The sequence below is a fragment of the Micromonospora sp. H61 genome, from assembly GCF_018070325.1.
Lineage (GTDB): Bacteria > Actinomycetota > Actinomycetes > Mycobacteriales > Micromonosporaceae > Micromonospora > Micromonospora salmantinae.
Genome location: NZ_JAGPXY010000018.1, coordinates 81,071 through 98,537, shown reverse-complemented (window position 1 = coordinate 98,537; position 17,467 = coordinate 81,071). Strand labels below are relative to the sequence as shown.

Genomic DNA, 17,467 nt, shown 5'->3' with positions numbered 1-17,467 from the left:
CTTCGCTGGTGCTGTGGTTCGGGGGAACTACATGCTGGAGATGTCGCCCTGCTTGGCGCGGACGGCTTCGGCGGCCTCCAGGAGGCTGGCGCGCTCGTCGGCGTCCAGGTCGGTCTCGACGACCCGCTTGACGCCCTCGGCGCCGATCTCGGCCTCGACACCCAGGTAGACACCGGAGATGCCGTACTCGCCGTCGACCCAGGCGCAGACCGGCATGACCTCGCCGGAGTCCTCCGCGACGGCCTTCGCCATCCGGGCCGCGGCGGCGGACGGGGCGTAGTAGGCCGACCCGGTCTTGAGCAGCGCGACCACCTCGGCGCCACCGTTGCGGGTCTTGACGACCAGTTCCTCGATCTGCTCGGCCGGCATGGCGTCGCGCAGCGGCTTGCCGTTGACGGTGCTCTTCGACGGCACCGGGACCATGGTGTCGCCGTGCGAGCCCAGGGTCAGCGTGCGGACCGAGGCCACCGGCACGTTCAGCGCCTCGGCGACGAAGTTGCTGAACCGCGCGGTGTCGAGCATGCCGGCCTGGCCGAGCACCCGGTTCTTCGGGAACTGGGTGGCGAGCTGGGCCAGCGCGGTCATCTCGTCCAGCGGGTTGGAGACCACGATGACGACGGCGTTCGGGGCGTACTTGGCGACGTTCTCGGCGACCTGGCGGACGATCTTGGCGTTGGTCTCCAGCAGGTCCATCCGGCTCATGCCGGGCTTGCGCGGCAGACCAGCGGTGATCACGACGACGTCGGAGCCCTCGATGCTCTCGTAGCCCTCACCGTTGGGGCCGGTGGTCACGCCGACCACCTTCGTCTCGAAGCCCTCGATGGCCCGGGACTGGTTGAGGTCGAGCGCGAGGCCCGCGGGCTTGCCCTCCACGATGTCGGTGATCACTACGGTGTCGAAGACGTCGTACTCGGCCAGGCGCTGTGCGGTGGTGGAGCCGTAGAAGCCAGCCCCGACGACAGTGACCTTCTTACCCATGGTCGTCCCACTCCCTGATACCAGTCGGTTTTCCGGACCGTATCAGTCATCCTGGCACCGATCAGGCCAGGGGCGGCGGCCATCGCCGGGATGGGGCGAACGTCACCGCCGTCCTGGTTCGGCGCCGCCGATGTGCGGGTCAGCCGCGCTCGGCGCGCTCGACGACGTTGGTGAGCAGCATGGCCCGGGTCATCGGGCCCACGCCGCCGGGCATGGGGACCAGCGCGCCGGCCGTCTCGGCCACCTCCGGGTCCACGTCGCCGGTGTAGCGGCCCTTGCCGTCCGCGCCGATCACGCGGGTGATGCCGACGTCCACCACCACAGCGCCGGGGTTGATCATGTCGGCGGTGAGCAGACCCGGTACGCCGGCCGCGACGATGACGATGTCGGCGGCCCGGGTGTGCGAGGCGAGGTCGAGGGTGCCGGTGTGGCAGAGGGTGACAGTGGCGTTCTCGCTGCGCCTGGTGAGCAGCAGGCCGAGCGGTCGGCCAACCGTGTTGCCGCGACCGACCACCGCGACGGTGGCCCCGCGCAGCGCCACGTCGTGCCGGCGGAGCAACTCGACGATGCCGCGCGGCGTGCACGGCAGCGGACCGTCGTAGCCGAGCACGAGCCGACCCAGGTTGACCGGGTGCAGGCCGTCGGCGTCCTTGTCCGGGTCGATCAACTCCAGCACCCGCTGGGTGTCCAGGTGGGCCGGCAGCGGCAGCTGAACGATGTAGCCGTGGCACGCCGGGTCGGCGTTCAGCTCGGCCAGCACGTCGTCGACCTGCTGTTGGGTGGCGTCGGCAGGCAGTTCGCGGCGGATCGAGGCGATGCCCACCTCGGCGCAGTCGCGGTGCTTGCCGTTGACGTACGCCTGGCTGCCCGGGTCCGCCCCGACCAGGACCGTGCCGAGCCCTGGAGTGATGCCGCGTTCCGCGAGTGCCTTCACCCGGATGCGCAGCTCGTCCTTGATCTCCGCTGCGGTTGCCTTGCCGTCCAGAAGCGTCGCCGTCACGACCAGATCGTCTCACGGCCACCGCCTGCGGATCAGACGACCTCGCTCGGGCCGTCCGCCGCCCGCTTCGGTGGGGCGGTCATCGGGCCGGCCGGCCACGGTGGGGTGACCGCCGCTGGGGTAACCGTGTGTGAGGTGTTGCTAGTCACTTTCGGTGACGATCTGTGGGTTCGATCACGGTCGAACCAGACAGGCCGAGTCGGTACTGCGGAGACCGGACGCCTGCCCCAGGCGGCGCTGGGACGGCCGAGCGGGGCCAAACGCGCCGTCAACCATCGCGATTTCCGCAGGCCACCGCCGCTAAACCCGGCCTGGGCTAGCAGATTCGCTCGTCCCCGACAAGAGGGGCACCCCCGGACCGTTACTCACTCGCAACCGCGTCGTTGTCGAAGGCCCGTCGCCGACCTACCGTTACCGCTTGTTGCGCAGCGTAACCCAGCGTCGGGCCTGACTGCGCAGCGTGAGGAGATGAGGAGGCTCAATGCGAGTTCGTAGACTCGCCGCCTGGACCGCCCTCCCGCTCGCGGTGACGCTGGGCCTCGCGGCCTGCGGCAGCGGCGGAGACGGTGGATCCGGTGGCAGCGACAGTTCGGTGGTCAGCATTCAGATCGCCGAGCCGAAGCACCTGGTTCCCACAAACACCACCGAGGTGTCCGGCGCGCAGGTGCTCACCGGCCTGTTCAGCCCGCTCGTCGACTACGACGCCCAGAACAAGCCGTACGAGGTCGCAGCGCAGTCGATCACCTCGTCCGACAACAAGGTCTGGACGATCAAGCTCAAGGACGGCTTCACCTTCCACAACGGCGAGAAGGTCACGTCCGAGGACTACGTCAACGCGTGGAACTACGGCGCGTACGCCCCCAACGGTCAGGACAGCAACTACTTCTTCGAGAAGATCGCTGGCTACGCGGACCTGCAGGGCAAGACGCCCAAGGCCAAGGAGATGTCCGGTCTGAAGAAGGTCGACGACCTCACCTTCACCGTGACGCTCTCCGAGCCGTACATCGACTTCAAGACGGTGCTCGGTTACACCTCGTTCTACCCGATGCCGGACGCCGCATTCTCGGCCCCGGGCGTGCTCAAGGACTCCTACGAGCAGGCGCCGATCGGGCAGGGCCCCTTCAAGATGAAGGGCACCTGGCAGCACGACAGCAAGATCGACGTCGAGCGCTACGACGCGTACCCGGGCGAGAAGCCCAAGGTCAAGAACATCGAGTTCCGGATCTACCAGCAGCTCACCGCGGCCTACGCGGACGTCCTGGCGGACAACCTGGACGTGCTGCCCACGATCCCGACCGAGAGCCTGAGCACCGCGCCGAGCGACCTGGGTGACCGGTACAGGACCAGCCCGATGTCGTCGTTCCAGTTCCTCGCGTTCCCGACGTTCGACAAGGACTACAGCAGCCCGGACGTGCGCAAGGCCATCTCGATGGCGATCGACCGTGACGAGATCACCAAGTCGGTCTTCAAGGGTTCGCAGACGTCGGCGCGTTCGTTCGTCTCGCCGGTCCTGCCGGGCTACCGGGAGAACACCGCGGGCAAGGCCGCCGAGTTCAACCCGACCGAGGCCAAGAAGCTCTACCAGGCCGCCGGCGGTCCGTCGAAGATCGTCATCTCGTACAACGGCGACGGCGGGCACAAGGACTGGGTCGACGCCACTGTCAACCAGCTCAAGGCCAACCTGGGCGTCGACGCGGTCGGCTCGGCCGAGCCGAAGTTCGCCGACCTGCTGACCAAGGTCGAGAAGAAGACGCCGGTGGGTGCGTTCCGGATGGGTTGGGTCATGGACTACCCGACCATGGAGGACTACCTCGGCCCGCTGTACAGCACGAACGGCTCGTCGAACTACTACGGCTACAGCAACCCGGAGTTCGACAAGCTGGTCAAGGAGGGTTCCGCCGCCAAGACGCAGGACGAGGCGATCGCCAAGTACCAGCAGGCGGAGGACATCCTGGCCAAGGACATGCCGGTGATCCCGCTCCGCTTCGGCGAGAACGTGTTCGGCCACTCGTCCAAGGTCAAGAACGTGGAGATGGACCTGTTCCAGCGGGTCAACCTCGTCAAGATCGAAGCAGCCAGCTGAGCTGACCATGGTGCGGGCCATCCGGGCGACGACGCCCGGATGGCCCGGACCGCACCACCGGGGCCGGGCCGCAGCAGCGTGCCCGGCGTCGGTGGTGCCGGCTCCCCCGGGCCGGACGGCACGTCTCGGATATTTCGGGTACGACCAGAGATGCCGTCCTGCGACCCTTTCGCACATTTCCGGAGAGACTGCTAAGCATGTTCCGCTACATCCTGCGGCGCCTACTGCAGATGGTCCTGGCGTTCTTCGGGACCACCCTGATCGTCTACGCGCTGACATTCGCCGGGCAGGGCGACCCGATCCAGGCGCTCGCCGGCGAACGGCCGGTGACGCCAGCCCAACGGGCCTACCTGACCGAGAAGTACAACCTGGATCAGACGGGCGTCGGCGGCTTCTTCTACCGCTACTTCGACTACGTGAAGGACCTGCTCCAGGGCAACCTGGGCGAGTCGCTCACCGGTCGGAGCATCGGGGACATCCTCCAGCAGGCCTGGCCGGTCACCGTGCGGCTCGCGCTCATCGCGCTCGCCGTGGCGATCATCTTCGGCGTCACCGCCGGGGTGCTCGCCGGGATCCGCCGGGCCAGCATCTTCGACAACTCGACGCTGGTGCTGACCCTGCTGGTGCTGGGCATCCCGACCATCGTGCTGGCGCCGCTGGCGCAGTACTTCCTGGGCGTCAAGTGGCAGCTCTTCCCACCCACCGCCGGCTCCGACCCGACGTTCTACGCGCTCCTGCTGCCGGGCATCGTGCTCGGCTCGCTGTCGCTGGCGACCGCCCTGCGACTCACCCGGGCCTCGGTGGCGGAGAACCTGCGCGCCGACTACGTCCGGACCGCCCGGTCCAAGGGTCTGGTCAAGCGGCGCATCGTCGTCGTCCACGTGCTGCGCAACTCGCTGATCCCGGTGGTCACCTTCCTCGGTGTGGAACTGGGCAACCTGATGAGCGGCGCGATCATCACCGAGGGCGTCTTCAACATCCCCGGCGTGGGCTTCAACCTCTTCCGCGGCATCCGCACCGAGGACGGCCCCCTGGTGGTGGGCATCGTCAGCGTGCTCGTCGTGGTCTACCTGGTCTCGAACCTGGTGGTGGACGTCCTGTACGCCGTACTCGACCCGAGGATCCGCTATGAGTGAGCGCAGCGACAGTGCCGGCGCCGAGCGCAGCGAGGTGCAGGCATGAGTGACTTTGAGACCGTGGCGGCCACCGAGAACCAGGCCGCGCGACGTGGCCCCTCGGGGGAGCCGGGCACGCCCAATCAGGTCGGCGCCGCGAACAAGCCCCGCAGCCTGGCCGGGGACGCCTGGCGCGACCTGCGCCGCAACCCGATCTTCTGGATCTCGCTGGCACTGGTCGTCATCTTCACCCTGATGGCGCTGCTCCCGGGGGTCTTCACGGCCAACAACCCGAACGACTGCCTGCTCTCCCGGCAGCACGCCGGGCCGTCCGGCGGGGCCATTTTCGGGTACGACTTCCAGGGCTGCGACACGTACTCCCGGGCGGTCTACGGCACCCGGGCGTCGCTGCTGGTGGGTGCGCTCGCCGCGTTGGGCACCGGCATCATCGCGCTGGTGGTCGGCATGCTGGCCGGTTACTTCGGCCGCTGGGTCGACGCGGTGCTCTCCCGGGTGATCGACGTGGTGCTCGGCATTCCGCTGCTGCTGGCCGCGATCGTGCTGCTCAAGCGGGTGTCCAGTGACAGCCAGGCGGCTCGGATCGGCGCTGTCGTCTTCGTGTTGGCTCTCCTCGGCTGGACCACGGCCGCCCGCGTGGTCCGGTCCTCGGTGATCACCGCGAAGGAGCAGGACTACGTCGCGGCGGCCCGGATGCTCGGCGCCGGCAACAGCCGGATCATGTGGCGGCACATCCTGCCGAACTCGCTGGCCCCGGCGATCGTCGTACTGACCATCGCGCTCGGCTCCTTCATCGCGGCCGAGGCGACGCTGTCCTTCCTCGGCATCGGCCTGAAGGCGCCCACCATCTCGTGGGGCCAGGACATCGACACCGGCCGGATCCACATGCGGGAGGCGGCCACCCCGTTGATCGTCCCGTCGGCCTTCCTGGCGCTGACCGTGCTGGCGTTCATCATGCTCGGCGACGCGATCCGTGACGCCTTCGACCCGAAGCTGCGGTGAGAACACCATGACCGTCAATCCAACTCCCGCCTCTGCCACACCTGAGGGCGGTCACCTGCTGGAGCTGCGGGACCTGCACGTCGAGTTCCGCACCAACGAAGGTGTCGCCCGGGTGATCAACGGTGTGTCGTACCACCTGGACGCCGGCGAGACCCTTGCCGTGCTCGGCGAATCCGGCTCGGGCAAGTCGGTCACCGCCCAGGCGATCATGGGCATCCTGGACACCCCGCCCGCGTTCGTCCGCTCCGGCCAGATCCTCTACCGGGGTGAGGACCTGCTCACCCGCTCCGAGGAGCAACGCCGGCAGGTACGCGGCAAGGAGATCGCGATGATCTTCCAGGACGCGCTCTCCGCCCTCAACCCGGTCTTCCCGGTCGGCTGGCAGATCGGTGAGACGCTGCGCCAGCGTGCCGGCATGTCCCGGGCCGACGCTCGACGTCGGGCCGTCGAGCTGATGGACCTGGTCAAGATCCCGGGTGCCGCCAAGCGGATCGGCGACTACCCGCACCAGTTCTCCGGCGGCATGCGGCAGCGCGTCATGATCGCCATGGCGTTGGCGCTGGACCCGAAGGTGCTGATCGCCGACGAGCCCACCACGGCCCTCGACGTGACAGTGCAGGCCCAGATCATGGACCTGCTGGCCGACCTGCGCCGGGAACTCAACATGGCGATGATCCTGATCACCCACGACCTGGGTGTGGTCGCCGGTGTCGCGGACCGGATCGCTGTCATGTACGCCGGCCGGATCGTCGAGCACGCCGACGTCCGCTCGCTCTACAAGGCGCCCGCCCACCCGTACACCAAGGGGTTGTTGGAGTCGATCCCGCGCCTGGACGTTCGCGGCCAGGAACTGTCGACGATCAAGGGGTTGCCGCCGAACCTGATGCGCATCCCGTCCGGCTGCCCGTTCCACCCCCGGTGCCCGTACGTCCAGCAGGTCTGCGTGGACGAGGTGCCGCACGACCTGGTCCTCGGCGACGGCCGGACCAGCGCTTGCCACTTCGCGCAGGAGGTCCGTGATGACAGCGTCGCCCGCTAACCCCACCAAGGTCCGCGGCGAGACCATCCTCTCCGTCGACAACCTGGTGAAGCACTTCCCGATCACTCAGGGCGTGCTGTTCCAGCGGCAGATCGGGGCGGTGAAGGCCGTCGACGGGGTGAGCTTCGAGCTGCGTCGGGGTGAGACGCTCGGCGTGGTCGGCGAGTCCGGCTGCGGCAAGTCCACCCTCGCCCGGCTGCTGATGCGGTTGGAGACGCCCACCTCCGGACGCGCCACCCTGGAGGGCAAGGACCTGTTCAAGGCTTCCGGGGCTGAGCTGCGCCGGCTGCGCCGCAACATGCAGATGGTGATGCAGGACCCGTACACCTCGCTGAACCCGCGGATGACCGTCGGCGACATCATCGGCGAGCCGTTCGAGATCCACCCGGATGCCGCGCCGAAGGGCAGCAAGGCCAAGCGGGTCCAGGAGCTGTTGGACCTGGTCGGGCTCAACCCGGAGCACATCAACCGGTACCCACACCAGTTCTCCGGCGGTCAGCGTCAGCGCATCGGCATCGCCCGCGCCCTCGCGCTGAAGCCCGAGGTGATCGTCTGTGACGAGCCGGTGTCGGCGCTCGACGTCTCCATCCAGGCCCAGGTGATCAACCTACTCAAGCAGTTGCAGGGCGAGCTGGGGCTCTCGTACATCTTCATCGCGCACGACCTGTCGGTGGTGCGGCACATCGCCGACCGCGTCGCGGTGATGTACCTCGGCCGGATCGTCGAGATCGGCACCGAGGACGAGATCTACGAGCGGGCCACCCACCCGTACACCCAGGCTCTGCTCTCTGCCGTGCCGGTGCCGGACCCGGAGGCCCGCGACCAGCGCAACATGATCCGGCTGGTCGGCGACGTGCCCAGCCCGGCCGACCCGCCGAGCGGGTGCCACTTCCGGACCCGCTGCTGGAAGGCCCAGGACATCTGTGCCGTCGAAGACCCGGCGACGGTCCCGCGGGCAGCCGACCCCCACCCCTCCGCCTGCCACTTCGCCGAACTCCGCCCCACCCCGGCCTGACCGCGCCGGACCCCTGCGGTTGATCATGAAGTTGTTGCCCAGACACGCCGACGTGCAGGGCAACAACTTCATGATCGCCGGGGTCGAGCGCCGGTGGGACGGGGAGCCGGGGTGGGGTTAGTGGTAGAAGTGGCGGGTGCCGGTTAGGTACATGGTTACGTTGGCCTTCTTGGCCGCTTCGATGACTTCTTCGTCGCGGATGGAGCCGCCGGGCTGCACGATGGCGCGGACACCGGCGTCGATGAGGATCTGCGGGCCGTCGGCGAACGGGAAGAACGCGTCCGAGGCGGCGACCGAGCCGCGGGCCCGGTCGGCGCCGGCGCGGCTGACCGCGAGCTGCGCCGAGTCGACCCGGTTGACCTGACCCATGCCCACGCCGACGGTGGCGCCGTCCTTGGCGAGCAGGATCGCGTTGCTCTTCACCGCGCGGACCGCCCGCCAGGCGAACGCGAGGTCCCGCAGCAGCTCCTCGTCGGCGGCCTCGCCGGTAACCAACTGCCAACTCGCCGGGTCGTCGCCGGGGGCGTTCACCCGGTCGGCGACCTGGGCCAGCACACCACCGGTCACCGGCCGCAACTCCACCAGCGCCGGCTTCCAGGCCGGTGCCCGCAACAGCCGGATGTTCTTCTTGCCCTGCAACACCTCGACCGCGCCCTCGTCGAAGCCGGGGGCGACCACCACCTCGGTGAAGATCTCGGCGACCTGCCGGGCCAACTCGACCGAGACCGACCGGTTGACAGCGATGACACCGCCGTACGCCGACACCGGGTCGCAGGCGTGCGCCCGGCGGTGCGCCTCGGCGACGTCCGCGCCGACCGCGATGCCGCACGGGTTGGCGTGCTTGATGATCGCCACCGCCGGCTGGTCGGAGAAGTCGTTCGCGGCCCGCCAGGCGGCGTCAGCGTCGACGTAGTTGTTGTACGACATCTCCTTGCCGTGCAGCTGCTCGGCCTGGGCCAGCCCGGCCGGGGCGTCCGGGTCGGTGTAGAGCGCGGCGGGCTGGTGCGGGTTCTCGCCGTAGCGCAGCGCTGTCGACTTGCGCAGCGCCAGCCCCGCGAACTGCGGCCACCAGTCGTCGGCGGGTGCCAACTCCTGGGCGCACCACTGGGCCACCGCGACGTCGTACTCGGCGATGTCGGCGAACGCCCGGGCGGCCAGCGCACGACGCTGGGCCATTGTGAAGCCACCCTCGCTGAGCGCGCCGAGCAACGCCGGGTAACCGGCCGGGTCGGTGAGCACGGCGACCGAGGCGTGGTTCTTGGCGGCGGCCCGCACCATGGCCGGACCACCGATGTCGATCTGCTCCACGCACTCCTCGACGTCGGCGCCGGAGGCGACGGTCGCCTGGAAGGGGTAGAGGTTGGAGACCAGCAGGTCGAACGCCGCCACGCCCAACTCGTCGAGCTGGGCCAGGTGCGTGTCCTTGCGCAGGTCCGCGAGGAGACCCGCGTGCACCTTCGGGTGCAGGGTCTTCACCCGGCCGTCGAGCACCTCGGGGAACCCGGTCACCGTCTCCACCGACGTCACCGGCACCCCGGCTGCCGCGATGGTGCCCGCCGTGCTGCCGGTGGACACGATCTCCACACCGGCCGCGTGCAGGGCCTGAGCCAGCTCGACCAGCCCGGTCTTGTCGTAGACGCTGACCAGCGCCCGCCTGATCGGGCGGCGCCCGTCCTGAGTGGGACTCACGGAACCGTGACCTTCCTTCCGGTGATGGTCCAGCCTTCACGGACCAGCCGACCGACCTGCTCGACGAGCTGGCGTCGCTCGGCTTCCTTGATGCGCTCGGTGAGCGTGTCGACGTCGTCGTCGTCCAGCACCGGCACCGCGACCTGCGCGACGATCGGCCCGGTGTCCATGCCGGCGTCGACGAAGAAGAGGGTGGCTCCGGTGAGCTTCACGCCGTAGGCGAGGGCGTCACGCGGGCCGTGGATGCCGGGAAACGCCGGCAGCAGCGTGTTGTGGGTGTTCAGGTAGCGGTCACCGAAGGCGGCGAGGAAGTGCGGGCCGACCAGCTTGAGGAAACCGGCGGAGATGACCAGGTCGGGTTGGTGCTTCGCGACGTGCGCGGTGAGCGCGCGGTCCCAGTCTTCCCGGGTGTCGTGGTCGCGGACCCGCTCGACGAAGGTCGGCACCCCCGCCGCGTCGGCCCGGTCCAGGCCCGCGATGCCGTCGCGGTCCGCGCCGACCGCGACGACCTGTGCGCCGTACGCGGGGTCGGCGGCGGCATCCAGCAGCGACTGAAGGTTGCTCCCGGAGCCGGAGATGAGGACGACGATGCGGGCGACAGGCGCGGGCTCGGTCACCGGGCCACCCTATCGGGCAGGTCAGGGACACCCTTCGACTGGGCGGTACGCCGATCTTCGGCAGTGCCGACGTGCGTCGACCCGGTACGCTGCCGCTCGCTCGGGCCGAACGCCGCGCCGGCCCACACACCGCCCCTGATCCGGCACACCAAGCGGTTGACAAGGGCCTTTTGCCTGCTTTGGGAGACATGTCGTCCTGTTGCTGTACTGGGCTTTGGGAGGACTGACCGCGATCATGGATGGAAACAAAGAGCACCAACTGACGGAACCAGTCCAAGGAGCTTCTCGAATGCAGCCCGGTAACCCCGGTCAGGACCCGTACGGCCAGCAGCCCAACCAGGACCCGACCGCTCCCCAGCCGCCGGCCGCCCCGTACGGCCAGCAGCCCACCTCCGGCCAGCCGTACGGTCAGCAGCCGCAGGACCCGTACGCCGCGCCGCAGGCCCCGTACGGTCAGCAGCCCACCTCGGGGCAGCCGTACGGTCAGCAGCCGCCGTACCAGGACCCGTACGCGCAGCAGCAGCCCCCGTACGGCGCCGGCCCGACCTACCCGAACGCCGGGTACCCGCAGGCACAGGGGCAGAACAACACCCTCGGCCTGGTGTCGATGATCCTCGGTATCGCGTCGATCCCGCTGATCTGCTGCCTCTACCTGGGCATCCCGGTCGGCATCGCGGGCATCGTGACCGGCTACCTCGCCAAGCAGAAGGTGGCCCAGGGCCAGGCCAACAACGCCGGCCAGGCCAAGGCCGGTCTGATCTGCGGCGCGGTTGGCGTCGGGCTGGGCATCCTGCTGCTCATCCTGAGCGTCGTGGCGCAGGTCAACCTGCCCACCCAGCCCTGACGGGCTCAGATTCGACGGGGCGCTCCGGGTTCCACCCGGGGCGCCCCGCGCTCGTCTACAGCGCGGGTCGACAGGTCAGCGCCCGGGTGGCGGCTCTACTGCGCGGGACCGCGGCTCAGCGCCCGGGTGGCGGCGGCGCCGAGCAGCGCGCCGACCGCTATGACACCGGCCGCCACCGCCCCGACCTGCCAACCCACCGGCCCGACCTGGGACAGCCGACCGACGCCGAGCGGCCCGCCGGAGACCGCTGCGGCCGCCCCGAGCACCACCCCGGCCACCGGCCCGGCCAGCACCGCCGGCGCCAGCAACTCGGCCCAGCGCTGCGCGGCCCGCTCCTGCACGGCGAGTCGAGCCACCCGCCGGGCGAGCAGCCAACCGGCGACCATCCCGGCGAGCACCGGCACCGCGAGCAGCAGGGTGCCGAAGCCGTCCACCGGGCCACGCGGCAGGCCAGCGAGCAGCGGCACGGCCGGCAGCGCGCCGACCGACACCTCGCTGGTACGGACCGCGGTGTCGGTCCCGACGGCGAACCCCGGCCCGAGCAGGTAACTGGTCGACCAGACCGCCGCGTTGGGCGCGTACGCGACGCTGACCAGAGTGATGCCGGCCTGCCCGGCGACTCCGGTCCGGTACGCCCCGATCATGTCGGCCGCGTCGCCGCCGCCGGTGGCCACCGCCAGGCCGGCTGCGCCCGCGCCCGCGCCGAGCAGTAGCAGCCCGGCCACCAGGCCGGTGCGAACCCCGTCGCGCACCGGGCACGGAAGCTGGGTGACGAGCAGCCGGGTCACTGCGGTGATCCGGACCGCGCCGACCAGCGCGGCGAGTGTGCCGACCGCCGCGAACGTGGCGCCCGCCCGGACCAGCGACACATTCGGCCCACCCGTGCCTACCAGCACCGCCGCGAGCGCGCCGAGCAGCGCGTACGCGATGCCGACCGCTACCGCGGCGAGCAGTGCCCGGCGCGGTGAGCGGGTGTCGCGAGCACCGATCGCGCGGCTGACGTGCACGCCGGCGCGGGTCAGCCGCCAGAGCGCGAGCACTGTCAGCGCCAGCGGGACGAGCCCGAGTGGCCCGGTCTCGGTGTGCAGGGGCACGCCGTGCCCGAGCAGCCAGCCGGCCAGCGCGGTGCGCAGGGTGCCGGTCACTGTGGTGGAGTCCGCGCCGAGCTGCACCAGGCCGAGCACGACGGCGACCGGCAGGTAGGAGGTGAGGGCGGCCCAGCAGGCGGCCACCCCGGCGGCGACGGGCAACGGCGCCCGCCCGCGCGGCGACCCGCCCGCGCGAGGCGCGGGCACCCGCCGGGCCGGTGCGGCGCGGTCGACCGGCCGGTCGTCGGCGCTCACACCGCCGGGACGGCTGGGACGATCAGGGGTGACGGGGGACATCCGCTCTACTCTGGCACGTCGCGCGGGCGGTGGCAGTCCGTTAACCCCTCCTAAGGTCGGCGAGTTCACCGAACCGACGTCCTGCCCACCCGGGCCGGTCTAGCCTCGGCCCTGAGGGGGCGCGAGTCGCCGCCACCCGGGACGGGCCCGCCGGTCGCGGTCCGGGCCGGCACGTCGCCCATGACCGCTCGGAGGACGCTGTGACGACGCCATACCCGCCTCCCCCACCACCACCGGCCCGAGGACGCGACCGGACCACCCTCTGGGGCGTGCTGGGCATCGTGCTGGGGCTGATCTGCTGCGGCATCTTCGGCATCGTCTTCGGCTACCTGTCCATCCGCGACGCCCGGCGGTACGGGCAGTCCCCGCTGCTCGGTTACCTCGCCATCGCGTTCGGCGTGATCAACATCATCGGCGGGGCGATCCTGCGCTCGACCGGCAACTACCCGTTCTGGAACAACGACTGACGCGTACGCCGAAGGGGGTCGACCGTGACCGGTCGACCCCCTTCGTCATGCCTGACCGGCTCAGTTGCCGGACATGATTTCCCGCATCAGCTTCGCGGTCTCGGTCGGCGTCTTGCCGACCTTGACGCCGACGGCCTCCAGCGCCGCCTGCTTCGCCTCGGCGGTACCGGCGGAGCCGGAGATGATCGCCCCGGCGTGACCCATGGTCTTGCCGGGCGGAGCGGTGAAGCCGGCGATGTAGCCGACCACCGGCTTGGTGACGTTGGCCTTGATGAACTCGGCGGCCCGCTCCTCGGCGTCGCCACCGATCTCACCGATCATGACGATGGCGTCGGTCTCCGGGTCGGCCTCGAACGCCGCGAGGGCGTCGATGTGGGTGGTCCCGATGATCGGGTCACCGCCGATGCCGACGCAGGTGGAGAAACCGATGTCGCGCAGCTCGTACATCATCTGGTAGGTCAGCGTGCCGCTCTTGCTGACCAGGCCGATCCGGCCGGAGCCGGTGATGTCGGCCGGGATGATGCCGGCGTTGGACGCGCCCGGCGAGGCGATGCCCGGGCAGTTCGGCCCGATGATCCGGGTCTGCTCGCCCTGCGCCACGTTGTACGCCCAGAACGACGCGGTGTCGTGCACCGGGACGCCCTCGGTGATCACCACGGCCAGCGGGATCGCGGCGTCGATCGCCTCGACCACGGCGGCCTTGGTGAACTGCGGCGGTACGAAGATGACTGTGACGTCGGCCCCGGTCTCGGCCATCGCGTCCGCGACGGACGCGAAGACCGGCAGCTCGGTGCCGTCGAAGTCGACAGTCTGGCCCGCCTTGCGCGGGTTGACGCCACCCACCACGTTGGTGCCGGCAGCCAGCATCCGCCGGGTGTGCTTGGAACCCTCGGAACCGGTCATCCCCTGGACGATGACCTTCGAGTCCTTGGTCAGCCAGATAGCCATGATCAGACCCCCGCAGCTGCCAGCTCGGCGGCCCGCTCGGCCGCACCGTCCATGGTGTCCACCCGCTGCACGAGCGGGTTGTTCGCGCTGTCCAGGATCGCCCGGCCAGCCTCGGCGTTGTTGCCGTCGAGACGGACGACGAGCGGCTTGGTGACCTGCTCGCCGCGCTGCTCGAGCAGGGCCAGCGCCTGGATGATGCCGTTGGCGACCTCGTCGCAGGCGGTGATGCCGCCGAAGACGTTGACGAAGACGCTCTTCACGGCCGGGTCGGACAGCACGATCTCCAGCCCGTTCGCCATCACCGCGGCGCTCGCGCCGCCGCCGATGTCGAGGAAGTTGGCCGGCTTGACGTTGCCGTGCCGCTCACCCGCGTACGCGACCACGTCGAGGGTCGACATGACCAGACCCGCGCCGTTGCCGATGATGCCGACCTCGCCGTCGAGCTTGACGTAGTTGAGGTCCTTGGCCTTGGCGGCCTGCTCCAGCGGGTCCACAGCGGCCTGGTCGACGAGCGCCTCGTGGTCCGGGTGCCGGAACCCCGCGTTCTCGTCCAGGCTGATCTTGGCGTCGAGCAGCAGCATCCGGCCGTCGCCGTTCTTGGCGAGCGGGTTGACCTCGACCAGGGTGGCGTCCTCGGCGACGAACGCCTGCCACAGGCCGACGGCGATCTCGACCACCTGGTCGGCGACCTCGGCCGGGAAGCCGGCAGCGGTCACGATCTCGCGGGCCTTGGCCTCGTCCACGCCCTTCACGGCGTCGATCGGGGCCTTCACGACCTTGTCGGGGGTCTCGGCGGCGACCTGCTCGATGTCCATGCCGCCGGCGACGCTGGCGATGCAGAGGAAGGTGCGGTTCGCCCGGTCGAGCAGGTACGAGAAGTAGTACTCCTCGGCCACGTCCGCGGTCACCGTGATCATGACCTTGTGGACGGTGTGACCCTTGATGTCCATGCCGAGGATGTCGGTGGCCCGGGCCACCGCCTCATCCGGACCCTCGGCCAGTTTGACGCCGCCGGCCTTACCTCGGCCGCCGACCTTTACCTGCGCCTTGACGACCACACGGCCGCCAAGGCGTTCGGCGATCGCGCGGGCCTCTTCCGGGGTAGTGGCGACGCCGCCGGCCAGCACGGGCAAGCCGTGCCGCTCGAACAGGTCCCGCCCCTGGTACTCGTACAGGTCCACGATTGCGCGTCCCGTCCCGTCTCCGCGGCGCGCCGTCGCGCCGCCACCAGCGTTCAGAAAACAGTTTGACGCCTGTCATCAGTTGAAACAGGCCATTGGCCGCAGCCTAGCGAGGTCGGCACCACCGGCAACCGAGCGGGTGCACGGTGTGCGGTAATGCACAACCGGAGATCAGGTGTGGCCGGTTTCCGGCCATGACTCGGGTGGCATCCACCGTCCGGGCGATGTTGTCCGGCTTGCGTAACCCTGCCGTGGGGGCGTCGTTGAGTCAGATGTCGGAGCGCTGAACAGCGCAAAGACGGGATACGGCCGATGCCCTGTCGGTCGAGGGGTGGCGGCGGGGCATCGTGCATAGAGGGGCCGGACGTGTGAGGGGTGCGTCCGGCCCCTCCCCCGTGCCCAAAATCGGTGGCGCAGCAGATCGGCGTGCCTCAGGAAACCGGCTGGGCCACGTTCTGTCGGACCCACTCGACAATCGCCTGAGTGGTGGCGCCAGGCGTGAAGATCTTCGCGACGCCCAGCTTCTGCAACTCGGGAATGTCGCCGTTCGGAATGATGCCGCCACCGAACACGACGATGTCGCGGGCGTCCCGCTCACCGAGCAGTTCCAGCACCCGCCGGAAGAGCGTCATGTGCGCCCCGGAGAGCACTGACAGACCGACCGCGTCGGCGTCCTCCTGGATGGCGGTCTCCACGATCTGCTCGGGAGTCTGGTGCAGGCCGGTGTAGACGACCTCCATCCCGGCATCCCGCAGGGCGCGCGCGACGACCTTCGCGCCCCGGTCGTGGCCGTCCAGGCCAGGCTTCGCGACGACGACCCGAATCCGAGAGCTCATCAGCGCACACCTTTCACCGGCTTGACCGCCTTCACCTTAACGAACGGTAACCCGGCGGGCCCGGCCCGGGAAATCCGGGCTCCGTCACCGGCCGTTACCCGGCGTGTCCACCGCGCAACCCGGAGAGGTCCGGTCTGGCGCCGTCACCGCTTCGTCGCCACCGCGCCGCCGGCAGGGCCGGGGACACCATCCCGACACTGCCCGGAGTCAAGCCGGACGACTCCGCCGGAACGGTCACGGTCGGCGACGAACGGGCAGCGACGGGGGCACCGTTCGGCGTCGCGATGCATGACAATCACGGACGCAAACGGACAGATCGACACGCCAATTTTTCCGTCTAGCTTGTGACTCGCCTGGCGGTTGGCTAACGTGTCCACGGTTGTCATCAGGTCCATGGACGGGTGACGACGCGGTCAGCGGACGTCTCACTGGACCTTCAGGGGACGCCCACCGGCCGCTTCGGAACCCCGACAACGGAGGGTGTGCGTGCGCCAGCGCCTGTCGTCTGAGCCCGATCGATATCGCGGTCGCCGCCGCGTACCCACCCCACCCCGCAGCCGTTACGCCGCTGTCGTCACCACCGCGTTCGTCGGTGCCGGCATCGTGGCCCTCGGCGCGAGCGCCCTGCCGGACGCCAAGGACGTCAGCCCGACGGTCCTCGACGAGCTCAAGCAGGCGTCGGTCACCAGCCAGGACGCCGCGGCCCGTGCGGACAACGCCGACCGCGCCTCCCGGGACAGCCGCAGCAAGGACAGCGTCGAGCGCGAGGTCTGGCTGCTGCCGCTGCAGGGCTACGACTTCAACTCCCCGTACGGCGTCCGCTGGGGCAAGATGCACACCGGCGTGGACCTGGTCGCCGGCGAGGGCACGCCCTACGTGGCGATCCACGACGGGTTGGTCACCAAGGCCGGCTGGTTCGGCGGGTACGGCAACGCGGTGATCGTCCAGCACGCCGACGGCAGCGAGGCCATCTACGGCCACTCCTCCGCGGTGAGCGTCAAGGAAGGCCAGCAGATCAAGGCGGGCGACCAGCTCGGCCTCGTGGGTCAGACCGGCCACGCGTACGGCACCCACCTGCACCTGGAGATCCATGTCAAGGGGCAGCCGATCGACCCGGTGCCGTTCCTCCAGGAACGCGGAGTGGACATCAAGCTGCAAGTCGAGGCAATCTACAGCGAGGTAGCCGCCGGCTGACGTTGTGTAACGACCGTTGACCGCCCGGATCTGTCGATCCGGGCGGTTTTTCGTTG

Annotated in this window: 16 protein-coding genes; 8 read left to right on the top strand and 8 right to left on the bottom strand. The window is 69.8% G+C overall.

Annotated features, from left to right (window positions below; genetic code table 11):
- Positions 1-27 precede the first annotated feature (27 nt).
- Both KBX08_RS12235 and KBX08_RS12230 read right to left on the bottom strand, forming a co-directional pair.
- Complete coding sequence (locus tag KBX08_RS12235) at positions 28-978, bottom strand: malate dehydrogenase (protein WP_112583765.1); 951 nt, start codon at positions 976-978, stop codon at positions 28-30.
- Positions 979-1,117: 139 nt separating this feature from the next.
- On the bottom strand, positions 1,118-1,978 hold the full coding sequence (locus tag KBX08_RS12230) for a bifunctional methylenetetrahydrofolate dehydrogenase/methenyltetrahydrofolate cyclohydrolase (RefSeq protein WP_088950132.1): 861 nt from the start codon (positions 1,976-1,978) through the stop codon (positions 1,118-1,120).
- A gap of 481 nt (positions 1,979-2,459) precedes the next feature.
- On the opposite strand from KBX08_RS12230, the gene KBX08_RS12225 reads away from it, so the two are divergent.
- The 5 genes from KBX08_RS12225 (at position 2,460) to KBX08_RS12205 (ending at position 8,250) form a co-directional block, all read left to right on the top strand.
- Entirely contained in the window at positions 2,460-4,061 is a 1,602-nt protein-coding gene (locus KBX08_RS12225) for an ABC transporter substrate-binding protein (protein WP_210783391.1), read from the top strand.
- A 197-nt stretch (positions 4,062-4,258) separates the two neighbouring features.
- Positions 4,259-5,197, top strand: coding sequence for an ABC transporter permease (locus KBX08_RS12220; protein ID WP_091406336.1), 939 nt, complete (start codon positions 4,259-4,261; stop codon positions 5,195-5,197).
- A 42-nt stretch (positions 5,198-5,239) separates the two neighbouring features.
- Positions 5,240-6,196, top strand: a complete 957-nt coding sequence (locus KBX08_RS12215) for an ABC transporter permease (protein WP_145789084.1) — start codon at positions 5,240-5,242, stop codon at positions 6,194-6,196.
- Between the two features lie 7 nt (positions 6,197-6,203).
- A complete protein-coding gene (locus tag KBX08_RS12210; protein WP_210783389.1) occupies positions 6,204-7,235 on the top strand; it encodes an ABC transporter ATP-binding protein in 1,032 nt (343 codons plus the stop codon).
- A complete protein-coding gene (locus tag KBX08_RS12205) occupies positions 7,216-8,250 on the top strand; it encodes an ABC transporter ATP-binding protein (RefSeq protein ID WP_210783387.1) in 1,035 nt (344 codons plus the stop codon). The genes KBX08_RS12210 and KBX08_RS12205 overlap by 20 nt, the downstream gene beginning before the upstream one ends.
- Positions 8,251-8,367: 117 nt before the next feature.
- Here KBX08_RS12205 and purH read toward each other — a convergent pair whose 3' ends face one another.
- Positions 8,368-9,939, bottom strand: coding sequence for a bifunctional phosphoribosylaminoimidazolecarboxamide formyltransferase/IMP cyclohydrolase (gene purH, locus KBX08_RS12200; RefSeq protein ID WP_210783385.1), 1,572 nt, complete (start codon positions 9,937-9,939; stop codon positions 8,368-8,370).
- Positions 9,936-10,556 carry a phosphoribosylglycinamide formyltransferase gene (gene purN / locus KBX08_RS12195; RefSeq protein ID WP_091406347.1) on the bottom strand — a complete coding sequence of 207 codons (621 nt, stop codon included), beginning with the start codon at positions 10,554-10,556 and terminating at the stop codon, positions 9,936-9,938. Before purN ends, purH begins: the two co-directional genes overlap by 4 nt.
- 289 nt (positions 10,557-10,845) lie before the next feature.
- Here purN and KBX08_RS12190 point away from each other — a divergent pair, with 289 nt between their 5' ends.
- On the top strand, positions 10,846-11,400 hold the full coding sequence (locus KBX08_RS12190) for a DUF4190 domain-containing protein (protein WP_210783383.1): 555 nt from the start codon (positions 10,846-10,848) through the stop codon (positions 11,398-11,400).
- 95 nt (positions 11,401-11,495) lie between these two features.
- On the opposite strand, the gene KBX08_RS12185 is transcribed toward KBX08_RS12190, so the two are convergent.
- Positions 11,496-12,785, bottom strand: a complete 1,290-nt coding sequence (locus KBX08_RS12185) for a DUF6350 family protein (protein WP_210783381.1) — start codon at positions 12,783-12,785, stop codon at positions 11,496-11,498.
- Positions 12,786-12,985: 200 nt separating this feature from the next.
- On the opposite strand from KBX08_RS12185, the gene KBX08_RS12180 reads away from it, so the two are divergent.
- A complete protein-coding gene (locus tag KBX08_RS12180; protein ID WP_196919730.1) occupies positions 12,986-13,252 on the top strand; it encodes a DUF4190 domain-containing protein in 267 nt (88 codons plus the stop codon).
- Positions 13,253-13,312: 60 nt separating this feature from the next.
- On the opposite strand, the gene sucD is transcribed toward KBX08_RS12180, so the two are convergent.
- The 3 genes from sucD to KBX08_RS12165 all read right to left on the bottom strand — a co-directional run bounded on the left by sucD (position 13,313) and on the right by KBX08_RS12165 (position 16,217).
- On the bottom strand, positions 13,313-14,200 hold the full coding sequence (sucD, locus tag KBX08_RS12175; RefSeq protein ID WP_210783379.1) for a succinate--CoA ligase subunit alpha: 888 nt from the start codon (positions 14,198-14,200) through the stop codon (positions 13,313-13,315).
- Between the two features lie 2 nt (positions 14,201-14,202).
- Positions 14,203-15,381 carry an ADP-forming succinate--CoA ligase subunit beta gene (gene sucC, locus KBX08_RS12170; protein WP_210783377.1) on the bottom strand — a complete coding sequence of 393 codons (1,179 nt, stop codon included), beginning with the start codon at positions 15,379-15,381 and terminating at the stop codon, positions 14,203-14,205.
- A gap of 431 nt (positions 15,382-15,812) precedes the next feature.
- A complete protein-coding gene (locus KBX08_RS12165) occupies positions 15,813-16,217 on the bottom strand; it encodes a cobalamin B12-binding domain-containing protein (RefSeq protein ID WP_210783375.1) in 405 nt (134 codons plus the stop codon).
- A 486-nt stretch (positions 16,218-16,703) separates the two neighbouring features.
- On the opposite strand from KBX08_RS12165, the gene KBX08_RS12160 reads away from it, so the two are divergent.
- A complete protein-coding gene (locus KBX08_RS12160; RefSeq protein WP_210783373.1) occupies positions 16,704-17,411 on the top strand; it encodes a M23 family metallopeptidase in 708 nt (235 codons plus the stop codon).
- Positions 17,412-17,467: the final 56 nt, after the last annotated feature.